At 61.1% G+C, this 21476-nt stretch carries 22 protein-coding genes; 3 read left to right on the top strand and 19 right to left on the bottom strand.

All coding sequences use genetic code 11. The annotated features are described in order from the left end of the window. Positions 1–119: 119 nt before the first annotated feature. The 9 genes from KGA81_RS03085 to ubiE all read right to left on the bottom strand — a co-directional run bounded on the left by KGA81_RS03085 (position 120) and on the right by ubiE (position 6178). Positions 120–827 carry a 16S rRNA (uracil(1498)-N(3))-methyltransferase gene (locus KGA81_RS03085; RefSeq protein ID WP_223544525.1) on the bottom strand — a complete coding sequence of 236 codons (708 nt, stop codon included), beginning with the start codon at positions 825–827 and terminating at the stop codon, positions 120–122. Beyond that, on the bottom strand, positions 824–1618 hold the full coding sequence (tatC, locus tag KGA81_RS03080; RefSeq protein ID WP_223544524.1) for a twin-arginine translocase subunit TatC: 795 nt from the start codon (positions 1616–1618) through the stop codon (positions 824–826). Before tatC ends, KGA81_RS03085 begins: the two co-directional genes overlap by 4 nt. Then, entirely contained in the window at positions 1615–2067 is a 453-nt protein-coding gene (gene tatB, locus KGA81_RS03075) for a Sec-independent protein translocase protein TatB (protein WP_108216222.1), read from the bottom strand. Before tatB ends, tatC begins: the two co-directional genes overlap by 4 nt. Positions 2068–2077: 10 nt before the next feature. Further along, a complete protein-coding gene (locus KGA81_RS03070; protein ID WP_108216223.1) occupies positions 2078–2350 on the bottom strand; it encodes a twin-arginine translocase TatA/TatE family subunit in 273 nt (90 codons plus the stop codon). 25 nt (positions 2351–2375) lie between these two features. Beyond that, the gene (locus tag KGA81_RS03065) at positions 2376–2708 is read right to left on the bottom strand and encodes a phosphoribosyl-ATP diphosphatase (protein ID WP_046816939.1); all 333 of its coding nucleotides are present in this window, start codon (positions 2706–2708) and stop codon (positions 2376–2378) included. Then, the gene (gene hisI / locus KGA81_RS03060) at positions 2701–3102 is read right to left on the bottom strand and encodes a phosphoribosyl-AMP cyclohydrolase (protein WP_007989281.1); all 402 of its coding nucleotides are present in this window, start codon (positions 3100–3102) and stop codon (positions 2701–2703) included. The genes KGA81_RS03065 and hisI overlap by 8 nt, the downstream gene beginning before the upstream one ends. Positions 3103–3183: 81 nt before the next feature. Next, on the bottom strand, positions 3184–4788 hold the full coding sequence (gene ubiB, locus KGA81_RS03055; protein ID WP_223544523.1) for a ubiquinone biosynthesis regulatory protein kinase UbiB: 1605 nt from the start codon (positions 4786–4788) through the stop codon (positions 3184–3186). After that, a complete protein-coding gene (locus KGA81_RS03050) occupies positions 4785–5408 on the bottom strand; it encodes an SCP2 domain-containing protein (RefSeq protein ID WP_223544522.1) in 624 nt (207 codons plus the stop codon). Before KGA81_RS03050 ends, ubiB begins: the two co-directional genes overlap by 4 nt. Beyond that, complete coding sequence (gene ubiE, locus KGA81_RS03045; protein WP_008005057.1) at positions 5408–6178, bottom strand: bifunctional demethylmenaquinone methyltransferase/2-methoxy-6-polyprenyl-1,4-benzoquinol methylase UbiE; 771 nt, start codon at positions 6176–6178, stop codon at positions 5408–5410. The genes KGA81_RS03050 and ubiE overlap by 1 nt, the downstream gene beginning before the upstream one ends. A gap of 155 nt (positions 6179–6333) precedes the next feature. On the opposite strand from ubiE, the gene KGA81_RS03040 reads away from it, so the two are divergent. From KGA81_RS03040 to KGA81_RS03030, 3 genes are all read left to right on the top strand, one after another. After that, the gene (locus tag KGA81_RS03040) at positions 6334–6609 is read left to right on the top strand and encodes a polyhydroxyalkanoic acid system family protein (RefSeq protein WP_223544521.1); all 276 of its coding nucleotides are present in this window, start codon (positions 6334–6336) and stop codon (positions 6607–6609) included. Between the two features lie 259 nt (positions 6610–6868). Next, positions 6869–7291 carry a phasin family protein gene (locus KGA81_RS03035; RefSeq protein ID WP_223544520.1) on the top strand — a complete coding sequence of 141 codons (423 nt, stop codon included), beginning with the start codon at positions 6869–6871 and terminating at the stop codon, positions 7289–7291. A 10-nt stretch (positions 7292–7301) separates the two neighbouring features. Continuing rightward, the gene (locus KGA81_RS03030) at positions 7302–8129 is read left to right on the top strand and encodes a phasin family protein (protein ID WP_223544519.1); all 828 of its coding nucleotides are present in this window, start codon (positions 7302–7304) and stop codon (positions 8127–8129) included. 192 nt (positions 8130–8321) lie between these two features. On the opposite strand, the gene KGA81_RS03025 is transcribed toward KGA81_RS03030, so the two are convergent. The 10 genes from KGA81_RS03025 to KGA81_RS02980 form a co-directional block, all read right to left on the bottom strand. Further along, positions 8322–8942 (bottom strand): TetR/AcrR family transcriptional regulator, encoded by a 621-nt coding sequence (locus KGA81_RS03025; RefSeq protein ID WP_223544518.1) that lies wholly within the window; start codon positions 8940–8942, stop codon positions 8322–8324. A 58-nt stretch (positions 8943–9000) separates the two neighbouring features. Next, entirely contained in the window at positions 9001–10683 is a 1683-nt protein-coding gene (phaC, locus tag KGA81_RS03020; protein ID WP_223544517.1) for a class II poly(R)-hydroxyalkanoic acid synthase, read from the bottom strand. A 116-nt stretch (positions 10684–10799) separates the two neighbouring features. Further along, a complete protein-coding gene (phaZ, locus tag KGA81_RS03015) occupies positions 10800–11654 on the bottom strand; it encodes a poly(3-hydroxyalkanoate) depolymerase (protein WP_108216233.1) in 855 nt (284 codons plus the stop codon). A gap of 156 nt (positions 11655–11810) precedes the next feature. Next, the gene (phaC, locus tag KGA81_RS03010) at positions 11811–13490 is read right to left on the bottom strand and encodes a class II poly(R)-hydroxyalkanoic acid synthase (RefSeq protein ID WP_223544516.1); all 1680 of its coding nucleotides are present in this window, start codon (positions 13488–13490) and stop codon (positions 11811–11813) included. A 259-nt stretch (positions 13491–13749) separates the two neighbouring features. Beyond that, complete coding sequence (locus KGA81_RS03005; RefSeq protein WP_223544515.1) at positions 13750–14127, bottom strand: gamma-butyrobetaine hydroxylase-like domain-containing protein; 378 nt, start codon at positions 14125–14127, stop codon at positions 13750–13752. 118 nt (positions 14128–14245) lie between these two features. Next, entirely contained in the window at positions 14246–15583 is a 1338-nt protein-coding gene (gene hslU, locus KGA81_RS03000; RefSeq protein ID WP_223544514.1) for an HslU--HslV peptidase ATPase subunit, read from the bottom strand. Between the two features lie 55 nt (positions 15584–15638). Further along, on the bottom strand, positions 15639–16169 hold the full coding sequence (gene hslV, locus KGA81_RS02995; RefSeq protein WP_008017029.1) for an ATP-dependent protease subunit HslV: 531 nt from the start codon (positions 16167–16169) through the stop codon (positions 15639–15641). Positions 16170–16445: 276 nt separating this feature from the next. Then, complete coding sequence (locus tag KGA81_RS02990; RefSeq protein WP_007975583.1) at positions 16446–17159, bottom strand: SPOR domain-containing protein; 714 nt, start codon at positions 17157–17159, stop codon at positions 16446–16448. Between the two features lies 1 nt (position 17160). Next, entirely contained in the window at positions 17161–18897 is a 1737-nt protein-coding gene (argS, locus tag KGA81_RS02985) for an arginine--tRNA ligase (protein ID WP_223544513.1), read from the bottom strand. Positions 18898–19108: 211 nt separating this feature from the next. Then, the gene (locus tag KGA81_RS02980; RefSeq protein WP_223544512.1) at positions 19109–21328 is read right to left on the bottom strand and encodes a primosomal protein N'; all 2220 of its coding nucleotides are present in this window, start codon (positions 21326–21328) and stop codon (positions 19109–19111) included. Between the last annotated feature and the right edge of the window lie 148 nt (positions 21329–21476).

The raw sequence follows: 21476 nt of genomic DNA, 5'->3' as shown, positions 1-21476 counted from the left end.
CTCCCGCTCGGCTGCGAAGCAGTCGTAAAAACGCCGGACGCGGTCTTGCGGGTAAAAGCGGTGGCCGCTGCGCGCCCAAGCGGGAGCAAGCTCCCTCGCCACAGAAGCGGTACAGGGTGCTAGAAAAGTCGTGCCAGCAGCGCGGTCACGGCGGTTTCGACGCGAAGAATGCGTTCACCCAGCTGCACCGGTTGCAGGCCGGATTTGCCCAGAAGGTCGATCTCGTAGGGAATCCAGCCACCCTCGGGGCCGATGGCCAGGGTCACCGGTTCGCTGAGTGCGCGAGGGCAGGGTGGGTAATTGCCCGGATGCCCCACCAGGCCGAGGGTACCGTCGGTGATCGCCGGCAAACGGTCCTCGACGAAGGGTTTGAAGCGTTTCTCGATCACGACTTCCGGCAGCACGCTGTCCCGTGCCTGTTCGAGGCCGAGGATCAACTGCTCGCGAATCGCCTCGGGTTCAAGGAACGGCGTCTGCCAGAAGCTCTTCTCGACGCGATAGCTGTTGACCAGCACGATCCTTGGCACACCCATGGCCGCCACGGTCTGGAACACCCTGCGCAGCATCTTGGGCCGTGGCAGGGCCAATACCAGGGTCAATGGCAGCTTGGCCGGTGGCGGCTGGTCGAGGGTGACGCGCAATTGCGCTTCGCCGGTGTCCAGGCGCAGCACTTCGGCCGAGCCCATCAGCCCGCCGATCCGCCCGACGCGCATGCTGTCGCCCACTTCACAGCGGTGGACTTCCTGCATGTGCGTCAACCGGCGATCACGCAGGATCACCTGGTCGGCCGCAATGAAATCGGCTTCTTCGAGCAGCAGCAGGTTCACGGTTGAGTCGCTGGCGGCTGGTCGTTGTTGTCGTCAGCCGGCTGGTCGTCCGGGTGCTCGCCACGCTTGCTGATCAGGCTGCCAAACAGGATGCCGATCTCGAACAACAGCCACATCGGCACGGCCAGCAGGGTCTGCGAAAAGATGTCCGGCGGCGTCAGGATCATGCCGACCACGAAGCAGCCGATGATCACGTACGGGCGGATTTTCTTCAGGTATTTGACGTCGACCACACCAATCCACACCAGCAGCACCACGGCCACCGGGATTTCGAACGCCACGCCAAAAGCGAAGAACAGCGTCATGACGAAATCGAGGTAGCTGGTGATGTCGGTCATCATTTCCACGCCGGCCGGAGTGGCGGAGGCGAAGAACTTGAAGATCAGCGGGAATACCAGGAAATAGGCGAAGGCCATGCCGGTGTAGAACAGAAAGATGCTGGAGACCAGCAAGGGCACGGCGATGCGTTTTTCATGCTTGTACAGGCCAGGGGCAATGAAACCCCAGATCTGATGCAGGATCACTGGAATCGCCAGGAACAGCGAGACCATCATGGTCAGCTTCAGTGGCGTCAGGAACGGCGACGACACATCGGTGGCAATCATTGTCGCGCCGGCCGGCAGGTACTGGCGCAGCGGTGTGGAAACGAAGGTGTAGATCTGCTGGGTGAAAGCAAACAGGCCGGCGAAAATGATGAAAATCGCCGCTACGCAGCGCAGCAGTCGGGTACGCAACTCGGTGAGGTGCGAAACCAGCGGCATGTGCTGGTCGTTTTCAGGGAGATCGCTCATGGGGCTCGCGGCGGCAGTGTTGGGTCATGAGGGGCCGGCGCAACGGGCGCAGCCGCAGGTGTAACGGGTTCAACCGGAGTTGCTGCAACAACAGGTGCAGGTTCGACAGGCGCTACAACGGGAGCAGGTGTCGGGTCGACAGCAGCGGCAGGCGCATGAATCGTCTGCTCTCCCACATGCTCCACCGGCGTCGGCTCCTGCTGGGTCGGCGTGAAGATTTTCCGCGCCTCCTGCTCAAGCGACAGGATGTGTTCGTTGTGCAGTTGCCGACGAATCTCGTCGGCACCGATTTCACGTTCAACTTCCTGTTTGATCGCGTTGAAGCTGCGCTTCAGACGCCCGACCCACAGGCCGGCGGTGCGCGCAGCGCCCGGCAAGCGCTCGGGGCCCAGCACCAGCAGGGCGACGAGGCCGACGAGCAGCAGTTCAGAGAAGCTGATACCAAACATTAGTCAGTGCTCACACGTCTTTGCGGATCGGCTCTTCGACTTTCTGTGCCTGCACATCGATGGTGTGCGGCTGATTCACCGAGGCCTGTGGCTGTACCGGTGGCACCGGTTGGGCCGGGTTCGCATTCGGATCAGCCGGTTTTTCGTCGTCGTTCATGGCTTTCTTGAAGCCCTTGATCGATTCGCCGACGTCAGTGCCGAGGTTTTTCAGTTTCTTGGTGCCGAACACCAGTACCACGACAACCAGGATGACGATCCAGTGTTTCCAGTCAAAAATGCCCATGCTGCTGCTCCTCTCTAATCGTTATTCAGGCGGACGGGCGCGAGGCTTTCTCGGCGTGTCCGGAGAGACCGAAGCGACGGTCCAGTTCATCGAGTACAGCCTGTGGATGCTGCCCCAATTGGGCGAGCATGACCATGCTGTGGAACCACAAATCGGCAGTTTCGTAGATCACATCGCTGCAGTCGCCGCTGACGGCGGCATCCTTGGCGGCAATGATGGTTTCGACCGACTCTTCGCCGACTTTTTCCAGAATCTTGTTCAAGCCCTTGTGATACAGGCTGGCGACATACGAGCTGTCGGCGGCGGCGCCTTTGCGCTCTTCGAGCACCTGGGCCAGGCGGGTGAGAGTGTCACTCATGTTTATGCCCTGCGGAATAGATGGCGTGAGGATCTTTCAGGACCGGGTCGACGGTTGTCCAGTCGCCGTTCTCATAGACGCGGTAGAAGCAGCTCTGGCGGCCGGTATGGCAGGCGATGTCGCCGATCTGCTCGACCATCAGGATGATGACGTCGGCGTCGCAGTCCAGGCGCATCTCGTGCAGGGTCTGTACATGGCCGGACTCTTCGCCCTTGCGCCACAGCTTGCCACGCGAGCGCGACCAGTAAATGGCGCGGTTCTCGGCAGCGGTCAGTTCCAGTGCTTCGCGGTTCATCCAGGCCATCATCAGGACGCGCCCGGTCTTGTGATCCTGGGCAATCGCCGGCACCAGGCCGTCCGCGTCCCACTTGATCTCGTCCAGCCAGTTTTTCATCTTCGACTCCGACAGCGGGCTCGACCCTTCAATAGTCGAGCTCAAGCGTTGAAACAGTGTGCCAGTCGTTCACACAACTGGCTATCGGCGCACGACCAGATACAAACCGACCGCCATCATGATGCCGGCCGGCCAGTAAGCCAACTGGTTCAGCGGGCCGCCAGCGGCAAGGATGGCGCCCCCGGCCAGGTGCGCGGTGCCGAGCAAGCGCAGGAACCAGTCATCGCGGGGTCGATGCCACGCTGGTGGCGGTTCGTAGGCGTGGGGTTGGGACATGCGTTCGAGCAGGTCGCGGGCCATGTTGGTCAGGTGCGGGATCTGTTCGAACTGGCTGTGCACGTTGCCGAGCAGGGCTTTGGGGCTGACCCGCTCGCGCATCCAGCGTTCGAGGTACGGCTGCGCGGTGTTCCACAGATCGAGATCCGGGTACAGCTGGCGGCCCAGGCCTTCGATGTTCAGCAGGGTCTTCTGTAGCAGCACGAGCTGCGGCTGCACTTCCATGTTGAAGCGGCGCGCGGTCTGGAACAGGCGCATCAGCACCTGGCCGAAGGAAATATCCTTTAACGGTTTTTCGAAGATCGGCTCGCACACCGTGCGGATTGCTGCTTCGAACTCGTTGAGTTTGGTTTCCGCCGGCACCCAGCCCGAATCGATGTGCAGCTGCGCCACGCGACGGTAATCGCGCTTGAAGAAGGCGAACAGGTTGCGCGCCAGGTAATCCTGGTCTTGCGGGGTCAGGCTGCCGACGATGCCGCAGTCGATGGCGATGTACTGCGGGCTCCAGGGATTCACGGTGCTGACGAAAATATTGCCCGGGTGCATGTCGGCGTGGAAGAAGCTGTCGCGGAACACCTGGGTGAAGAAAATCTCCACGCCACGCTCGGCGAGCATTTTCATGTCGGTACGCTGGTCGGCCAGGGTCGCCAGATCGGTGACCTGAATGCCGTAGATGCGCTCCATCACCAGCACTTTCGGTCGGCACCAGTCCCAATGGACTTGCGGCACGTACAGCAGCGGCGAGCCTTCGAAGTTGCGCTTCAACTGGCTGGCGTTGGCCGCCTCGCGCAGCAGGTCGAGTTCGTCGTAGATGGTTTTTTCGTAATCGCTGACTACGTCCACCGGGTGCAGCAGACGCGCATCGGCCGAGAGCTTTTCGGCGGCGCGGGCGAGGATGAACAGCCACGCCAGGTCTTGCGCAATGATCGGCTTGAGGCCCGGCCGGATCACCTTGACCACGACTTCCTCGCCCGTTTTCAGCTGCGCGGCATGCACCTGCGCCACTGAGGCCGAGGCCAGCGGTTCGACATCGAAACGGCTGAACACATCGATGATTTTCTTGCCGAGTTGTTCTTCGATCAGCCTGACCGACACTTGCGAGTCGAATGGCGGAACGCGGTCCTGCAGCTTCATCAGTTCGTCGGCGATGTCTTCGGGCAACAGATCGCGGCGGGTGGACAGGATCTGCCCGAACTTGATGAAAATCGGCCCCAGGTCCTGCAACGCCAGGCGCAAGCGCGCGCCACGGCTCAGCTCCAGGGTCTTGCGCGGGAACCAGCGCCACGGCAGGACATAACGCAGCGCCCGCAGGAACCAGGGCAGTGGCAGGGCGAACAGCAGGTCATCGAGGCGGTAGCGGATCACGACGCGCTGGATGCGCAACAAACGGCGGACGGCAAGCAGCTTCATGCGTTATCGCTTGGGTCGAGGGATCGGGAAAGGCGCTCGAAACGCGCCTCGAGACGTTCCAGATCGAGCTTGATCTGGTCCAGTTCACTGAATCGGGCTTCGGCTTCGCGCTGACCGACCAGGGTGCGCGACTCTTCGGCCAGGTACTCGCCCAGGTTCTGGCCCAGGCTGGCAAAGCCTTGCTGATACCAGCGGGCGCGGCTGCGCAGGTGACCGCCGACCAGTTGCGTGGCCACCGGGCCCAGCACGCGCGAGAGTTCGTACTCCCAGTCCAGTTCCAGGTCCTGGAGGATGGCCGCCAGCTCCAGCAGCACGCCGCTGTCGCCGTCGAGTTCGACTTCAGGGCTGTGCAGGATCGAGGTCTTGTCCTTGCTCATGGCCAGTTTCAGCAGGCTCGAAGCTGGTGCGCGCAGGGTACAGTCGGCGCCGCTTTCCCACTGGGAAGCGAGCATCAGGCCTTCGTCGCTGGGCAGGATGAAAAGTTGCAGCGCCGGGCTGCGGCAATCGACGGCAATCACTTTGCCGGTCAGATGCGCCAGCCGCGGCAGCGCCGTGCTGTCGAGACGCAGCACCCGGTTCAGGCCGAGTTCAACGCTGGCGAGCAGGCCGGCGAGCAACATCAGGGCTTGATGCCGCGGTGCAGGGCGACGATGCCTGCGGTCATGTTGTGATAGGTCACGCGGTCGAAACCGGCCTCGACCATCATCGACTTCAGGGTTTCCTGATTCGGGTGCATGCGGATCGATTCGGCCAGGTAGCGATAGCTTTCCGAGTCGTTGGTGATCAGCTTGCCCATCAGCGGCATGAAGGCGAACGAGTAGGCATCGTAGGCCTTGGACATCAGCGCGTTGGTCGGCTTGGAGAACTCCAGCACCAGCAAACGGCCGCCGGGCTTGAGCACGCGCAGCATCGAGCGCAGGGCATCTTCCTTGTGGGTGACGTTGCGCAGGCCGAAGGCAATGGTCACGCAGTCGAAGTGGTTGTCCGGGAACGGCAGCTTTTCCGCATCGGCCTGGACGAATTCAACGTTGCCGGACACACCGAGGTCCAGCAGGCGGTCACGACCGACCTTGAGCATGGATTCGTTGATGTCGGCCAACACGACCTGGCCGGTCGGGCCTACCAAATGCGAGAACTTGCGGGTCAGGTCGCCGGTACCGCCGGCGATATCCAGCACGCGGTTGCCGGTGCGCACGCCCGACAGTTCGATCGCGAAACGCTTCCACAGACGGTGCATGCCGCCCGACAGAAGGTCGTTCATCAGGTCATACTTGGCGGCTACCGAGTGGAATACCTCAGCGACTTTTTCCGCTTTCTGGCTTTCCGGAACGTTTTTGAAGCCGAAGTGAGTGGTGGGTTCGGCATCGCTGCCTTTGCGCTGATCAGTCATATCGCTGTCACCAAAAGAGAATGCGCGACATTCTAATCCCCAAGGCATGCTTTGTCTTGGCAAGGCTGAAGGTAAGATGGGTAACCATCGGGACGTTTTGACGCAGCAGGGGTCAAGATGCCTCGGGAAAGCATCCATAAAGCAGGAGTCATTCGATGGCCCGTATTAGTGTTGAACGTGCCCATGGCCTGGGTAAGGCAGCGGCTCGCGAGAAGGCCGACAAGCTGGCGCAGAAACTTTCCGATCAGTATGGCCTGGAGCCGCAGTGGTCCGGCGACACCCTGAACCTCAAGCGCTCGGGTGTGAAGGGTGCGGTGCATGTCGCCGAGGATTCGATTCGCGTCGAAGTGGAACTGGGCCTGATGATGTCGGCCATGAGCGGCATGATCAAGGCGGAAATCGAAAAGGCGCTGGATAAGGTTCTGGTCTGATTTCTGTATGAAATGAGATCCCCTGTGGGAGCGAGCTTGCTCCGGGCGGCGTTCCGACGATGGCGGCCTGTCAGTCAACATCTCTGTTGAATGTGATGGCCTCATCGCGAGCAAGCTCGCTCCCACAGTTTTTTGCGTGGTGTGTTCAAAGGTTTATGTCATTTGTTAGGGTGCCGTTTCTAATTTTTCTCCCTACTTTGTGCCAGTGCCCGACACTTGTCCGGGCGGTTCCTCAAACCTTCTGCGCGTGAGGTGCACCATGGCCAAAGCCATTTTGAAGAAAAAAACCGACGCATCGACCAGCACGCTGGGCGACGTCAAATCCTATGCCCGCAAGATCTGGCTGGCAGGCCTGGGCGCCTACGCCAAGGTCGGTCAAGAGGGCAGCGAATACTTTCAAGAGCTGATCAAGGCTGGTCAGGTTGTTGAAAAGAAAGGCAAAAAGGTAGTCGCCGAGAAACTGGAAGCGGCCAATGCCGAAATCGATGAAGCCAAGAGTGAAGTCAGCACATTCAAAGGCCGTGTCGAAGTTCAACTCGACAAGGTCGAGAAGGCGTTCGACACGCGTGTCGCAAGTGCCTTGAATCGTATCGGCATTCCGTCTAAACATGACGTTGAGACACTCTCTGCTAAGCTCGATGAGCTGACGGCATTGCTCGAACGTGTCGCGCGTAAATCTTAAGGAGAACGGGATGGCTGTTAAAAAGAACACCGAAAAAGAAGGCAGCTCGTGGATCGGGAAGGTTGAAGATTACTCCCGAAAAATCTGGCTGGCTGGTTTAGGCGTGTACTCGAAGATTGACACTGACGGCAGCAAGCTCTTCGATGCATTGGTTAAAGACGGCGAGAAAGCCGAGAAGCTCACCAAGAGCGCTGTTGGCAAGAAAGTCGACGCCGCCAAGGACTCCGCTTCTTCGGCCAAGTCGCGCATCAGCGGCGTGAAAGATCGCGCACTGGGCAAGTGGGATGAGCTGGAAGGCGCCTTTGACAAGCGTCTGAACAGCGCCATTTCGCGTCTGGGCGTGCCGAGCCGCAACGAAGTCAAGGCACTGCACAGCAAGGTCGATTCCCTGACCAAGCAGATCGAAAAGCTGACCGGTGCCAAGGTTGCGCCTGTTGCGGCGAAAACCGCGGCAGCCAAACCTGCTGCCAAGACTGCCGCCGCCAAGCCGGCAGCCAAAACTGCTGCCAAGCCACTGGCAAAAGCGCCGGCCAAGCCTGCTGCTAAAACCGCTGCTGCAAAACCTGCAGCGGCGAAGCCGGCAACCAAGCCAGCCGCTAAAACGGCTGCGGCAAAACCAGCTGCTGCCAAGCCAGCAGCCAAACCCGCAGCGGCGAAAAAACCTGCAGTGAAAAAGCCGGCAGCTCCAAAAGCTGCCGCGCCAAAACCAGCAGTGGCAGCTGCCAAACCGGCGACCCCGGCAGCTCCGGTCAGCGCATCGAACTCCGCTGCCGCACCAACCCCTGCTGTCACCCCGACTGCCGCGCCAACTCCATCGACGCCAACCAGTCAGTCCTGATATTCAGGGCTCAAGCAAACGCCCGGCCTGTGAAGGTCGGGCGTTTTTGTTTGTGCGCGAATCTCTGAGCGACACAAGCCCACTGTGGGAGCGAGCTTGCTCGCGATGGCGGTGGATCAACCAACATCTATGTTGGATGTGATGGCCTCATCGCGAGCAAGCTCGCTCCCACAGGGTTCGTTGTGGCCAGAGTTATTCGTGGTCTTTCAGATACTCCAGCGCCATCAGTTCGGTTGCGGCCTTCATCGACGGCAGCAAGTGTGGCGCCACCAGCATCATGATCTGGTAAACCACCAGCCGCACCTCGCCTTCGCGATCGAGAATCCGCTGGTAATCCAGTGAGAACAGCAGGGTCAGGGTGATCTGCTCCACCAGTTGCCCCAATGCCTGGGTATCGCTGACCAGCAGCCCTTGCGCCTGTAATCGTGCCAGTAGCGACGCCAGTGTGCGCTTGAGTGCATTGAGCAGATTGCGAATGCCCTTGGCCAGTTTCGGCAGGCGTCCGGCGAGGTTCGACAGATCCTGGAACAGGAACCGGTAGTGGGACAGGCGCTCGACGATCAGGTGCAGGAACAGCCAGTAATCTTCTGGTGCCAGCTCGACATCGGCCGGTGGATCGAGCAAGGGCGCCAGTTCGCCCTGAAAACGCTCGAACAGCCCGAGAATCAACGGTTCCTTGCCGTGGAAGTGGTAATAGAGGTTACCCGGGCTGATGCCCATTTCATTGGCAACTTCCATGGTGGAGACATTCGGTTCGCCCTTTTGATTGAACAACTGCAGGGCACATTCGAGGATCCGGTCGCGGGTTTTCATCCAGTCTTCTTAATGATCGGGTCTTGCCACGGCGGCAGAGGCCGTGGCGCGTTGAACGTCAGCGCACGCGCACGTAAGTGCCGGGTGCTGCCTCCATCGGTGGGTAGTTCTGGTTGCCAAGCGCCATGTGGGTTTCCTTCTGCGCGCCGGAGCGTTCCTGAATCCAGCTCAGCCATTGGGTCCACCAACTGCCGTCGACACGCTTGGCGTCGTAGTACCAGGCCCGTGGGTCGCTGCTCAGTTTGCCGTTCTCGACGTAGTTGGCTTTCGGGTTGCTCGGCGGGTTGAGGATGCTCTGCACATGACCGCTGTTGGACAGCACAAAGCGCCGCTCGCCACCGAGCAGCAGCGTAGAGCGATACACCGCGTCCCATGGCGTGATGTGATCGTTGATGCCGGCGACGCTGAAGCTGTCGACGGTGACCTTCTGCAAATCGATCGGCGTGCCACACACTTCCAGCCCGCCCGGGTGGGTCAGCGGGTTGTGCTTGAAGAAGTCCAGCAGGTCGCCATGCAGGGCGGCCGGCAAGCGCGTGTTGTCGTTGTTCCAGTAGAGGATGTCGAACGCCGGTGGCTCCTTGCCCAACAGGTAGTTGTTGACGAAGTAGCTCCAGATCAAATCATTGGGGCGCATCCAGGCGAAGACCTTGGCCATGTCGCGGCCGTCCAGCACACCTTTCTGATAGGAGCGACGCTTGGCTGCCTCCAGAGTCTGTTCGTCGGCGAACAGCGAAGCGGGGCTGTCCAGCTGGCTGTCGAGCAGGCTCACCAGATAAGTCGCGCTGGACACCCTGCGCAGCTGCCGTTTGGCCTGCAAGTGGCCTTGCAACGCGGCAATGGTCAGCCCGCCGGCGCAGGCGCCCATCAGGTTGACCTCGCGTGCGCCGGTGATCGCCCGGCAGACATTCATGGCTTCTTCCACGGCTTCCACATAGGTCGAGAGCCCCCATTCGCGGTGACGCACATCCGGGTTGCGCCAGCTGATCATGAAGGTTTGCAGGCCGTTTTTGAGGGCGTACTGGACGAAGCTGTTGTGGGGGCTGAGGTCGAAGATGTAGTACTTGTTGATTTGCGGCGGCACCACCAGCAGGGGCTTGGAATACTGCTTTTCGCTCATCGGCTTGTACTGGATCAACTCCAGCAGTTCGTTGCGAAACACCACGGCACCGGTGGTGGTGGCGACCGTCTTGCCGACCTCGAATGCTTGCTTGGTGACTTGTCGGGGCAGGCCATCGTTGTGCAGCAGATCGTCCACCAAGTGGCTGACGCCACGCACCAGGCTGTTACCGCCGGAGTTGAAAAGCTCCTTGACCGCCAGTGGATTGAGCAGGGTGTTGGAGGGCGATACGGCGTCGTTGAGCAAGGCGAAAGCGAAGTGGGCGCGGGCGCGGTCGTCCGGGCTCATGTCGCTCTCGTCGATCCAGCTTTTGACCTGCTTCTGCCAACTCAGATAGGCCTGCAGGCTGCGACGATAAAACGGGTTGAGGCTCCACGCCGGATCGGCGAAACGAGCGTCCTGCGGGTTGGTCGGGTGCAGGGTTTCACCCAATAGCACACGGCCAAGCTGACCGCCGAGCTTGAGGGCGTGTCGGGCGCTGTGCACCGGATTGCGCAAGCCATGGGCGGCCACACTGCGCAGGGTCGACAGCAGATCCCGGCCGCGCAGACCGGTAATCGCACTCTGTGCATTGATGAACGCGGCGGGAGTCGGTAGGGAATCCCTCGCTGGTTTCTCGCGCATGAGTCAACACTCCTTCGTCTTCAGGCCAAAAAACAAATTCACCGAACCAGAACACCATAGACCCTGTAACGGGTTGTTGCGCGGCGCGGCGTCCTGCCGACCGCGGATGCAGTGCTTTAGCCGCCCAATGGCGCCGGACGCGGATGCATCACCGCGCGCTGGCGCTCCTCTTCCAGGAATTTCATGATGATCGGGGCCACCGCTTCGGCCCGGGTAATCAGGAACAGATGCCCGTCATCGATGATGTGCAACTGGGCGTTGGGAATCCGCCAGGCCAGCAAGCGCATGTTGACCAACGGGATCAGTGGGTCATCGTCGCCGGCCAGTACCAGGGTCGGCTGGCGGATCTTGTGCAACCAGTGAATGCTGGTCCAGCCGAGGCCGGCGAACAGCTGCCAGTAGTAACCGAGCTTGCCCGCCGAGCGCACCTTGGCCGCATGGCTGGCGGCCAGCGTCGGGTCGCGACGGAAAGAGCCGCCGTAGATCATCGGCGCAATGCGGATCACGTGGGATGGCTGGATGTAACGGCGCGGGCTGGCCATCATCCACAGCACTTTCGGTTTGCCCGGCACCATCACCGCCCCCGCCGCCGTCGCCGCCAGCACGAGTTTCTTGCAGCGCTCCGGGTAGTCGTAAGCGAACTGTTGGGCCAGGGCGCCACCCCAGGACACGCCGATGACGTTGACCTGCCCGTAGTCGAGATAGTCGAGCATGCGCGCGGTGAGTTTCGCCAGGCTCGGAAAACGATAGGGCCGGTTCGGTGTCGACGAACCGCCGACGCCAGGTACGTCGAAGGCGATGACTTCCAGGTCCGGGTCCAGCGCGGCGATGAACGGGAACACCAGCTCCAGGTTGGCGCCGATGCCGTTGAAAATCAGCAGGGGCGTCAAGTGAGGCTTGCCGGGGCGTACCGCCGTGCGGAGCGTCTGGCCATCCAGGTCGACGGTACGGAATATGAAGGGTTGCGGCATGCTTCTGGCCCTGTGGGTCGCTTTTTCCATTTCATCCCCAATCCCCTGTGGGAGCGAGCTTGCTCGCGATAGCGGAGTGTCAGTCAGCGCATATGCCAAACCTGCCACCGTCATCGCGAGCAAGCTCGCTCCCACAGGGAAGTCGAGGTGTGTCAGTTACCGCTCATGCACATAAGTGCCCGGTGCCGCTTCACCCGCTGGATAGGCCTTGTTGCCCAATTTCAGCGGAGCTTTTTTCAGGTTGCCCGAACGCTGTGCCTGCCATGCCTGCCAGTGCAGCCACCAGGAATCGGCATGCTTGGTCGACTCTTCCTGCCAGTCATCGGCATTGGCGGGCATTTCGGTGCTGGTCATGTAACGCGATTTCGGATTGCCCGGCGGGTTCAGAATGCTCTGGATGTGCCCGCTGCTGGACAGCACGAATTCAACATTGCCGCCGAACAGTTGCGCCGATTTGTAGCAGGAACGCCACGGGGTTATGTGGTCGTTGGTGCCGGCCAGCGAGAAGATGTCGGCGGTGACTTTCTTCAGGTCGATCGGCGTGCCGCACACTTCCAGTGCATCGGCACGGGTCAACGGGTTACTTTTGAACATCTCGATCAGGTCGCCGTGGAACGCGGCGGGTAATCGGGTGGTGTCGTTGTTCCAGAACAGAATGTCGAACACCGGCGGTTCATTGCCCAACAGGTAGTTGTTGACCCAGTAGTTCCAGATCAGGTCGTTGGGGCGCATCCAGGCAAAGACTTTCGCCATGTCGCGGCCTTCGAGGACGCCGGCCTGGTAGGAGTGACGCTTGGCGGCTTCAAGGGTTTGCTCGTCGACGAACAGGGCCACGTCGCTGTCCAGAGTGGTGTCGAGCACGCTGACCAGCAGGGTCAGGGCATTGACCTTGCTCTCGCCGATTGCCGCGTAGTGGCCCAGCAGCGCGGTGCAGGTGATGCCGCCGGAGCAGGCGCCGAGCATGTTCACGTCTTTGCTGCCGGTAATGGCGGTGACCACATCGACCGCTTCCTTGAGCGCTTCGATGTAGGTCGACAGGCCCCACTCGCGCTGCTCCTTGGTCGGGTTGCGCCAGCTGACGATGAAGGTTTGCACGTTATTGCGCAGGCAGAACCGTGCCAGGCTCTTGTCCGGGCTCAGGTCGAACACGTAGAACTTGTTGATCTGCGGCGGTACCACCAGCAGTGGGCGTTCATGCACCTGCTCGGTGATCGGCTTGTACTGGATCAGTTCCAGCACGTCGTTGCGAAAGACCACCGCACCCTCGGTCACGCCAAGGGTCTTGCCAACCTCGAAGGCGCCCATGTTGACCTGGCTCGGCATGCCGCCGTTGTGCACCAGGTCCTTGGCCAGGTGCGAGAGACCATCGAGCAGGCTTTTACCGCCGGTTTCGAAGAAACGCTTGACCGCCGCGGGGTTGGCCGCTGTGTTGGTCGGTGCAAAGGCTTCGGTCATGAGGTTGATCACGAAGTGCCCGCGACTGACATCCTTGGCTGGCAGGTTACTGTCGTCGATCCAGGCGTGGAGTTCCTTGCGCCACGCCAGGTAGGTTTGCAGATAACGTTTGTAGAGCGGGTTCTGACTCCAGGCCGGATCCGCGAAGCGACGGTCGTCGCTGCTCGGTTGCAGCTCGGATTTGCCGAACAGTACGTTCTTGAGTTCAAGGCCGAAATGCGCAACATGCTTCGCGCTGTGTACGGGTTGCCTGATGGCTTGCCTGAGTACCATGCGAGCAGATGCCAGTAGATCCTTTCCACGCAGCCCAACGACAGGATTGAGGCCCAAGGTGTTTTCCGAGGCCTGATACTTCAAGTCATCGTTATTCTGTTTACTCATCTACGACGCTCCATTGTCCTGAGACGAGTACCGGGTCCTGCTGTGCAGTCACACAGCCAATGCCAGGTACTACTGCTCGGGGTGACCGTTAATACTGCATCGCTGCTTTTTCAATGCAGAGAGCACTGCAGGGAACTTGCCAGTTCCATTGGTTACCCGAGTTTAATTTTTTTCGCAAGCAGGCCAGTCGGTGGCCCTGAAGCGGAGCATTCAAACAGATGAAATTAGAAAATGCCCTCTAAAGAGCAAGAGGCTCGGATTAGAGCATCAGCTTGATGACGGATTCGTTCGGGTCGCGGGTTTTTCCGGCGGCTTTGAGCTCGGCCAGATAATCTTCCCAGAGCTCGTCATGACGTCGCCCCAGTTCGTACAGATATTCCCAGGTGAACAAGCCGCTGTCGTGGCCGTCGTCGAAGGTCAGTTTCAGTGCGTACTGACCGGCCGGTTCTACCTTGGTCAGGCCTACGTTGATCTTGCCGAATTGCAGGATGGGTTTGCCGTGGCCCTGGACCTCGGCGGAAGGAGAATGCACGCGCAGGAACTCGGCAGGCAGAGTGTATTCCTCGCCGGACGCGTATTTGAGCGTAAGGGTTTTCGAGGCTTTGTGCAGCTTGATGTCGGTGGGGAGTTGGGTCATGGCCTGAAGTCCGTCTGTGTGGAGCGCTCGCGACCCATTGTAGGAGCTGGCTTGCCAGCGAAGGCGATCGTGAGGGCGCCTTCGCCGGCAAGCCGGCTCCTACACAGGTCTCACATGACTACAGGATATAACGAGACAGGTCTTCGTTCTGTGCCAATTCGCCCAGGTGGCTGTTGACGTAGTCGGCGTCGATCTGGATCACCTTGTCGTCATGGACGCTCGCCAGGTCGCCGGCGCTGAACGACACCTCTTCGAGCAGGCGCTCGAGAAGGGTGTGCAGGCGACGGGCACCGATGTTTTCGGTTTTCTCGTTGACCTGCCAGGCGATCTCCGCGATGCGCTTGATGCCGCTCGGCTGGAATTCGATGCCCAGGCCTTCGGTTTTCAGCAGAGCGCAATATTGCTCGGTGAGCGAGGCGTGCGGTTCGCAGAGGATGCGTTCGAAATCTTCCGGGCTCAGGGCCTTGAGTTCGACACGAATCGGCAGACGACCTTGCAGTTCTGGCACCAGGTCGCTTGGCTTGCTCAGATGGAACGCACCGGAAGCAATGAACAGGATGTGGTCGGTCTTGACCATGCCCAGTTTGGTATTGACGGTGCAGCCTTCGATCAGCGGCAGCAAGTCGCGCTGCACGCCTTCGCGGGACACATCGACGCCTCCGGAATTGCCACGCTTGGCGACCTTGTCGATTTCGTCGATGAACACGATACCGTGCTGCTCGACCGCTTCCAGCGCCTTGGCCTTCAACTCTTCATCGTTGACCAGGCGGGTGGCCTCTTCATCGCGCACCAGTTTCAGCGCTTCCTTGACCTTGAGCTTGCGGCTCTTGCGCTTGGCATTGCCCATGTTGGCGAACAGGCTTTGCAGCTGGTTGGTCATTTCTTCCATGCCCGGTGGCGCGGAGATATCGACGCCGGTCATTTCGGCGATTTCGATTTCGATCTCCTTGTCGTCCAGCTGACCTTCGCGCAGGCGCTTGCGGAACAACTGACGGGTGTTGGAGTCGGCAGTCGGGGCGTCGTCACTGCTGAAGCCCATGCGTGCCGGTGGCAGCAGTGCGTCGAGGATGCGCTCTTCTGCAGCGTCTTCGGCGCGGTGGCGAACCTTGACGATTTCCTGCTCGCGCAGCAGCTTGATCGCGGCATCGGCCAGATCACGAATGATCGACTCGACGTCGCGGCCGACATAGCCGACTTCGGTGAACTTGGTCGCTTCGACCTTGATGAACGGCGCATTGGCCAGTTTCGCCAGGCGACGCGCGATCTCGGTTTTACCGACACCGGTCGGGCCGATCATCAGGATGTTCTTTGGCGTGACTTCAACGCGCAGCTCTTCAGGCAGTTGCATGCGGCGCCAGCGGTTGCGCAGGGCAATGGCGACGGCGCGCTTGGCATCGTCCTGGCCGATGATGTGGCGGTTGAGTTCGTGGACGATTTCACGGGGAGTCATGGGCATGATATTCAGTGGACCTCAAGCAAGAATGGGCCGTGGTGCGGTGGGCTGCACGGGCTTACTCGGCGCAGTCCTGCTCCTCAATGGTCTGGGTGTGGTTGGTGAATACACAGATGTCGCCGGCGATACCGAGGGCGGTTTCGACGATTTCCCGGGCCGACAGATCAGTCTTTTTCAGCAGTGCGCTGGCGGCGGCCTGGGCGTAGGCGCCACCGGAACCCATGGCAATCAGGCCTTCTTCAGGTTCGACCACATCGCCGTTGCCGGTGATGATCAGGGAGGCGTCTTTGTTGGCGACGGCGAGCATGGCTTCAAGGCGGCTCAGGGAACGGTCGGTGCGCCATTCTTTGGCGAGTTCGACGGCGGCGCGCACCAGGTGGCCCTGGTGTTTCTCAAGTTGGCCTTCGAAGCGTTCGAAGAGGGTAAAGGCGTCAGCGGTGGCACCGGCAAAACCGGCGATGACCTGACCGTGGTAAAGGCGACGAACTTTTTTCGCATTGCCTTTCATCACGGTATTACCAAGGGAAACCTGGCCGTCGCCGCCCATGACGACTTTGCCGTGGCGGCGAACTGAAACGATGGTGGTCAAGGGAAGAGTCTCCACGCAGCGGGGCGAAAATGCCTTATTCCCATCCATATGGGGGTGGTGGAGTGGATTTCAACTGTAGGGCGTGGCGGGGGACGAGTGGCGTGTTGCGATGGTGATGGGTTGCCGCTGAAACAATTGTGGCGAGGGAGCTTGCTCCCGCTTGGCTGCGAAGCAGCCACCAACCCGGTCTATACGGTCTGCCTGATGGACCGCAAATGCAGGTTTTGGGAGTGCTGCGCACTCCAGCGGGAGCAAGCTCCCTCGCCACAGGGAGCGTTATCGGCTCTGGCGTTGTTGTAACAAAAGATTGCTGAAGCCCGCGCCTGCCAGTTGTTTCTGGGCCGTGGTCAGTTGTTCGCGATTGCTGAACGGTCCGACCAGCACCCGATACCAGGTTTCATCCTTCACCGTGCCCGATTCAACCGCTACAGCCTGGCCCAGCAGGATGATCTGCGCCCGAACCTTGTCCGCATCAGTCTCTTTGCGGAACGAGCCAGCCTGCAGGAAAAACTTTGTCACAGGCGCCGCCTTGACCGGAGGCGCTGGTGGCGGCGTGATCCCGGCCAGGGCTGCCTGGGCGCGAGCCGTGTCGATCTTCGCCGCTTCGGCCGGGGTGACCGGAGTGGTCGGGATGGCCGGTACTTGCGGCGTCGGCAGGGTTTTTTCCGGCACGGCATCCGGCGGCACGATGACTTCCGATTCCGGCAGCAAGGTGTAGAAGTCGTACTTCGGCTTCACCGGCTGTGTCGGGCTCGGCGGGGTCTTGTTGGCCTCGGCGATCTTGCTGGCTTTCTGCTGTTGCTGTTGCTCGACCTTTTCACGCTTGACCGTGTCGCTGCCCTTGCCCGGCTCCAGCTTCATCAGGAATACGATGAAAGCGCCGACCGTCAGGCCGATGGCCATCCACAGCCAGCCCGGAATCGGTTGCTTTGCAGGAGCTTGGTAACGGCTGGCGCCACGTTTGGGTGCAGGTTTTTTCTTGGCAGCCAACTTACATACGCTCCAGAGTTTCCAGGCCCAAGAGTTCCAGGCCTTGCTTGAGGGTGCGTCCGGTCAGCGCGGCGAGGCGCAGGCGACTCTGCATTTGTTCCGGGGTGTCGGCGGCGAGGATCGGGCAGTTCTCGTAGAAGCTGGAGAACAGGCCGGCGACGTCGTACAGGTAAGTGCAAAGGATGTGCGGGGTGCCTTTTTCGGACACGTTGTTCAGGACTTCACCGAACTGCGCGAGTTTCGCTGCCAGTTCGTGTTCGTGCGCCGCTTGCAGAACGATCTGGCCGTCGACTTCGCTGAAGTCCTTGCCGAGTTTGCGGAACACGCCGGCCACACGGGTGTAGGCGTATAGCAGGTAAGGCGCGGTGTTGCCTTCGAAGTTGAGCATCAGGTCGAAGTTGAAGCTGTAGTCACTGGTGCGGTGCTTGGACAGGTCGGCGTATTTCACCGCGCCGATGCCCACCACTTTGGCGATGTTGCGCAGCTCGGCTTCGGCAAGCTCCGGGTTCTTGTCCTTGACCAGGGTGTAGGCGCGTTCCTGGGCTTCGGTCAGCAGGTCGATCAGCTTCACGGTGCCGCCATCGCGGGTCTTGAACGGACGGCCGTCAGCGCCGTTCATGGTGCCGAAGCCCATGTGTTCCATTTCCATCGGATGGGTCACGAAACCGGCCTTGCGTGCCACGGCGAACACTTGCTGGAAGTGCAGGGCCTGGCGCTGGTCGACGAAGTACAGCGCGCGATCGGCCTTGAGCTTGCCGCTGCGGTAGCGCACGGCGGCCAGGTCGGTGGTCGCGTAGAGGTAGCCCCCGTCAGCCTTGACGATGATCACCGGCAGCGGGTCGCCATCGGCATTCTTGAATTCGTCGAGGAACACGCACTGGGCGCCGTTGCTCTCGACCAGCATGCCCGCCGCCTTCAAGTCGTTGACCACGTTGATCAGGTCGTCGTTGTAGGCGCTTTCGCCCATCACGTCGGCCATGGTCAGTTTGACGTTGAGCAGTTCGTAGATCTTCTGGCAGTGAGACAGCGAGATGTCCTTGAACCTGGTCCACAGTGCCAGGCAATCGGCGTCGCCGGCCTGCAACTTGACCACCAGGCCACGGGCGCGGTCGGCGAATTCTGTGGACTCGTCGAAGCGTTGCTTGGCGGCACGGTAGAAGTTTTCCAGGTCCGACAGTTCGTCGCTGGTGATCGGGTTTTCCTGCAGGTAAGCCATCAGCATGCCGAACTGGGTGCCCCAGTCGCCGACGTGGTTCTGACGGATCACGGTGTCGCCGAGGAATTCCAGCACACGGGCCACGCCGTCGCCGATGATGGTCGAACGCAAGTGGCCGACGTGCATTTCTTTGGCCAGGTTCGGTGCCGACAGGTCGACCACGGTGCGCTGGACCGGGCCGGCCTTGCGCACGCCGATGTGGGCGTCGGCCAGGGCGGCGTCCAGGCGTGCGGCCAGGGCGTCGGTGTTCTGGAAGAAGTTCAGGAAGCCGGGGCCGGCGATTTCGGTCTTGGCGACGTTTTCGTCCGCCGGCAGCGCAGCGATGATTTTTTCCGCCAGATCGCGGGGCTTCATGCCGGCCGGCTTGGCCAGCATCATCGCGATGTTGCTGGCGAAGTCGCCGTTCTTCTTGTCGCGGGAGTTCTCCACCTGGATCGCCGGCGACAGGCCTTCAGGCAACACACCTTCGTTGACGAGTTGGGTGATGGCTTGTTGGATCAGCTGGCGAATGGTGTCTTTCATGGTCTTCTCTTTCGACCGCAGGCGCGGCGGCGCATCATGCGCTGGTGGAAAAACTGGGCATTATCCGTTGCGAAGACGGGCTTGCCAACCTTAGCAGGCAGGATGTGGATGTGTGGTGACAATTTGGCCGTCTTCGCTGGCAAGCCAGCTCCTGCAATGACCCGATGTGACTACCGTAGGAGCTGGCTTGCCAGCGAAGGCAATCTTCCAATCAATACAAATCTACGGGATCTACATCCAAAGACCAGCGCACCGCCCGCCCGCTCGGCATCTGCTCCAGCACCAACAGCCAACTGGCTAGCAATCGATGTAACGGTGCCCGGGCCGTAGCCTGTAGCAACAGCTGCGCACGATAACGCCCGGCCCGGCGCTCCATCGGAGCCGGCACCGGTCCCAATAACTCGATCCCCGTCAGATTCTGTTCGGCCAGCAAACGCTCCGCCTCGCTGCACGCCTCATCCAGGAAGCCTTCGGCCTGACCCGGTTTATGCGCCTCGGCCCGCAGCAGCGCCAGGTGCGCAAACGGCGGCAAACCGGCCGCACGGCGTTCGCTCAAGGCCTGTTCGGCAAAGGCGAAATAGCCTTGCTCGGTCAATTGCACCAGCAGCGGATGGTCGGCCAGGTGCGTCTGGATAATCACCTTGCCCGGCTCTTCGGCGCGGCCTGCGCGACCGGCGACCTGGACGATCAGTTGAGCCATGCGCTCGCTGGCGCGGAAGTCGCCGGAGAACAGGCCGCCGTCGGCGTCGAGGATCGACACCAGTGTCACCCGTGGAAAATGGTGACCTTTGGCAAGCATCTGCGTGCCGATCAGGATGCACGGCTGGCCTTTTTGAATGGTCGCGAACAACTGGTTCATCGCGTCCTTGCGCGACGTGCTGTCGCGGTCGACCCGCAGCACCGGATAGTCCGGGAACAGAATCGCCAGGCGTTCCTCGGCCCGTTCGGTGCCAGCGCCCACAGGGCGCAGATCGACCCTGTTGCACTTGGGGCACTGGCGCGGCACACGCTCGACGTAGCCGCAATGGTGGCAGCGCAATTCACCGTGACGCTGGTGCACGGTCATCCGCGCATCGCAACGCTGACACTCGGACATCCAGCCGCAGTCATGGCACAGCAGGGTCGGGGCGAAGCCGCGGCGGTTGAGGAACACCAGTACCTGCTGCCCGGCAGCCAGGGTCTGTCCAATGGCCTGTTGCATCGGCCCGGAAATGCCGCTGTCCAGTGGGCGGCTTTTGACGTCCAGGCGCAGGAAGCGTGGCTGTTTGGCGCCGCCGGCGCGCTCGTTCAAGCGCAGTAGCCCGTAACGGCCGGTGTAGGCGTTGTGCAGGCTTTCCAGCGAAGGGGTGGCGGAGCCGAGGACGATCGGGATGTTTTCCTGTCGCGCCCGCACCAGCGCCAGATCGCGGGCGTGATAGCGCAGGCCTTCCTGCTGTTTATAGGAACTGTCGTGTTCTTCGTCGATGATGATCAGGCCAGGGTTCTTCATCGGCGTGAACAGGGCCGAACGGGTGCCGATAATAATGTCGGCCTCACCGTCCCGGGCGGCCAGCCAGGCATCGAGGCGTTCGCGATCATTGACCGCCGAATGGATCAACGCAATGCGGGCATTGAAACGCTGTTCGAAGCGCGCCAGGGTCTGCGGGCCGAGGTTGATCTCCGGGATCAGCACCAGTGCTTGCTTGCCAGCCTCCAGAGTTTCGCGGATCAACTGTAAATAGACTTCGGTCTTGCCGCTGCCGGTGACGCCGGCCAGCAGGAACGCGTGATAACTGTCGAAGCCGGCGCGAATCGCCTCATAGGCGGCGCGTTGCTCCGGGTTCAGCGGCAGTTCCGGTTGTGCCAGCCAGTGTTCGTGGCGTACGCCCGGGGCGTGGCGGCGGATCTCGACCTGCACCAGCTCCTTGGCTAGCAGCAAATCCAGGCTGTCCTTGCTCAGCATCAGTTTGCTCAGCAACTGATGGGCCACGCCGTGGGGATGCTGGGCCAGCGTGGCCAGGGCCTCGCGCTGGCGCGGGGCGCGGGCGATGCGCGGATCATCGAGGCTGGCGCTCGGCGCGGCGGACCAGAAACGTTCCTGGCGAGCTTCGGCCAGCTCACCTTGGCGCAGCAGCACCGGCAACGCCCAGCTCAAGGTGTCGCCGAGGCTGTGTTGATAATACTGGGAGGTCCACAGGCACAGCTTGAACAGCGCCGGCGGCAGCGGTGGCGTAGCGTCAAGCAGGGCCAGGGCCGGCTTGAGTTTCTCGGCCGGCACTTCGCTGGTGTCGGTGATCTCCACCAGAATCCCGATCATCTCGCGCCGGCCGAACGGCACCCGCAGGCGCATGCCAGGGTGCAACCGGGCGCGCAGGACGCCGGCCGGAGCGCGGTAGTCGAACAGGCGGCGCAGCGGCGAAGGCAGGGCGAGGCGCAGAATGGCGTTGGGCACGCGGGGGGATCTCGATCGGCGGACATAAGGGATGACGCGCGCCCTGTAGGAGCGAGCAAACTCGCTCCTACAGGGCGCGCGTATTGGGCCGGGAGCCTAGCAGACGACTGGTTTCAGGGACAGCTTGCGTGATCAGGATTGTCTGGTA

The organism is Pseudomonas sp. A-B-19, from assembly GCF_019947515.1.
GTDB lineage: Bacteria > Pseudomonadota > Gammaproteobacteria > Pseudomonadales > Pseudomonadaceae > Aquipseudomonas.
Note: the sequence above shows the minus strand (reverse complement) of the source record. Positions and strands in the feature narration are given on the sequence as shown.

Bases quoted from the DNA above. Each gene is read 5' to 3' on its own strand.
- KGA81_RS03070 (WP_108216223.1), bottom strand. From the start codon at position 2,350: ATGGGCATTTTTGACTGGAAACACTGGATCGTCATCCTGGTTGTCGTG.
- KGA81_RS03050 (WP_223544522.1), bottom strand. From the start codon at position 5,408: ATGTTGCTCGCCGGCCTGCTCGCCAGCGTTGAACTCGGCCTGAACCGG.
- KGA81_RS03005 (WP_223544515.1), bottom strand. From the start codon at position 14,127: ATGACCCAACTCCCCACCGACATCAAGCTGCACAAAGCCTCGAAAACC.
- KGA81_RS03040 (WP_223544521.1), top strand. From the start codon at position 6,334: ATGGCCCGTATTAGTGTTGAACGTGCCCATGGCCTGGGTAAGGCAGCG.
- hslU (WP_223544514.1), bottom strand. From the start codon at position 15,583: ATGCCCATGACTCCCCGTGAAATCGTCCACGAACTCAACCGCCACATC.
- KGA81_RS03065 (WP_046816939.1), bottom strand. From the start codon at position 2,708: ATGAGTGACACTCTCACCCGCCTGGCCCAGGTGCTCGAAGAGCGCAAA.
- tatC (WP_223544524.1), bottom strand. From the start codon at position 1,618: ATGAGCGATCTCCCTGAAAACGACCAGCACATGCCGCTGGTTTCGCAC.
- ubiB (WP_223544523.1), bottom strand. From the start codon at position 4,788: ATGAAGCTGCTTGCCGTCCGCCGTTTGTTGCGCATCCAGCGCGTCGTG.
- phaC (WP_223544516.1), bottom strand. From the start codon at position 13,490: ATGAGTAAACAGAATAACGATGACTTGAAGTATCAGGCCTCGGAAAAC.
- KGA81_RS03030 (WP_223544519.1), top strand. From the start codon at position 7,302: ATGGCTGTTAAAAAGAACACCGAAAAAGAAGGCAGCTCGTGGATCGGG.
- phaC (WP_223544517.1), bottom strand. From the start codon at position 10,683: ATGCGCGAGAAACCAGCGAGGGATTCCCTACCGACTCCCGCCGCGTTC.
- phaZ (WP_108216233.1), bottom strand. From the start codon at position 11,654: ATGCCGCAACCCTTCATATTCCGTACCGTCGACCTGGATGGCCAGACG.
- ubiE (WP_008005057.1), bottom strand. From the start codon at position 6,178: ATGACTGATCAGCGCAAAGGCAGCGATGCCGAACCCACCACTCACTTC.
- KGA81_RS03025 (WP_223544518.1), bottom strand. From the start codon at position 8,942: ATGAAAACCCGCGACCGGATCCTCGAATGTGCCCTGCAGTTGTTCAAT.
- tatB (WP_108216222.1), bottom strand. From the start codon at position 2,067: ATGTTTGGTATCAGCTTCTCTGAACTGCTGCTCGTCGGCCTCGTCGCC.
- argS (WP_223544513.1), bottom strand. From the start codon at position 18,897: ATGAAAGACACCATTCGCCAGCTGATCCAACAAGCCATCACCCAACTC.
- KGA81_RS03035 (WP_223544520.1), top strand. From the start codon at position 6,869: ATGGCCAAAGCCATTTTGAAGAAAAAAACCGACGCATCGACCAGCACG.
- hisI (WP_007989281.1), bottom strand. From the start codon at position 3,102: ATGAAAAACTGGCTGGACGAGATCAAGTGGGACGCGGACGGCCTGGTG.